Origin of the sequence: Frigoribacterium sp. RIT-PI-h, assembly GCF_001297205.1 — a bacterium.
Taxonomy (GTDB): Bacteria; Actinomycetota; Actinomycetes; order Actinomycetales; family Microbacteriaceae; genus Frigoribacterium.
Genome location: NZ_LHOZ01000114.1, coordinates 1 through 1,323, shown reverse-complemented (window position 1 = coordinate 1,323; position 1,323 = coordinate 1). Strand labels below are relative to the sequence as shown.

Annotated in this window: 1 protein-coding gene; it reads right to left on the bottom strand. The window is 70.1% G+C overall.

Annotated elements, in window-relative coordinates:
• Positions 1 to 106 precede the first annotated feature (106 nt).
• Complete coding sequence (locus AEQ27_RS15240) at positions 107 to 1,156, bottom strand: hypothetical protein (RefSeq protein ID WP_152970410.1); 1,050 nt, start codon at positions 1,154 to 1,156, stop codon at positions 107 to 109.
• Between the last annotated feature and the right edge of the window lie 167 nt (positions 1,157 to 1,323).

The window sequence follows — 1,323 nt, the reverse complement described above, 5'->3', positions numbered from 1 at the left end:
CGCCCGGCGCCCTCGCCCTGCCGCCCGCCCCGCCTCCCTCGCCCTGACGAACCACGTTCCGCGCGATGAACCACGAAGCTTCGTGGTTTATCGCGCGGAACGGGGTTCATCGCGACGACCCTGTGAATCGACGTGCCGCGATGCGGGCGGCTGCCGTCACCCGCCGCGGGTCCAGGCACACTCCCGCTGGCCGCAGGAGACCGGCGAGGCGCACGGGTTCGACGAGGTCCAGGTAGTCGCTGTGGACGACAGCTCTCACCTCGGGGCACGCCAAGAGTCTCTGATCTCGACGGGCTCGGTCGCGCATCACCTCGGCAGGCGTCCTCCCGTGGAGCATGCGCGGATCGGTGAGTTTGACGTATCCGTCGAACTCGACGGCGGTGCCTGATGCCGCGAGGAAGGCGTCACATCGGCCCACCACGTCTCCCTCGGGGCTGATGAACCGGCGCTGGAGTTCCACCTGGGACAGCCCCAGTTCGAAGAGCACGACCCTCAAGAGAGATTCGCCACCGCTTTCAGCCCACGGGGAGGCGAATTCGATCGCACGCCTGGCGGCTCGTCCACCGGGGTGCGATGTCGGGCCGAGGCGGGCCAAGAGGTCAACTCGTTGTTCACCGAGGGCGGCCACGACTGCCGGTCCCGTCCGGTGGCCCTCGGGCAGGACGAGCTGCCTCAACACGGCATCTGCGCACAAGACGGCGTCGGCGAACGGTTCGACGCGTGCGACGTCCACAGCGGTGCGGGCGAGCGACGTCACCGCCATCCCGTCGATGATCTCGACGTCGTCGGCCCGGACGTGGCCCGGGCGGCGGAGCAGATGCGTCGACCGTCTCGTCGTTGCTCGCCTCGGATCGATCACGCTCACGACGTCCGGATGCTCCTCGAGCACTCGTGGCAGCCCGTGCGCGGCCGCTGCGGACGAATGGGAGACCACGCACCCGCCTCCGAGTCCCGACATGACGGCGTGGCTCAACAGCACGTGTCGGTCACGCCCGTCGAGGGGTGACCACTCGTCGGTGCGGACGTAGACACCGCGATGGAGGCGCGTCAGGGTGCCGGTTCGGACGCCGGCACGCAGGGCGGCCGTCTCGCGGGGGCCGTCGCCGGGGGGCGGGGCGAGGGGGGGCGTGCAGGGGGGGAGGGAGGGAGGAGTCATGCCGAGACTGTTCCTGCCGAACGCGGCAGGGCGGGGTGTCACGGCGGCGGTCGGGGACGGAGGGGCGAACGTGCGGGTTGTGGAAGAGGCGAGGCCGAACCCCGTTCCGTGCGATGAACCACGAAGCTTCGTGGTTCATCGCACGGAGCGGGGTTCATGGGTAGGGA

Coding starts and splice junctions, on each gene's coding strand:
- AEQ27_RS15240 (WP_152970410.1), bottom strand. CDS start 1,156: ATGACTCCTCCCTCCCTCCCCCCCTGCACGCCCCCCCTCGCCCCGCCC.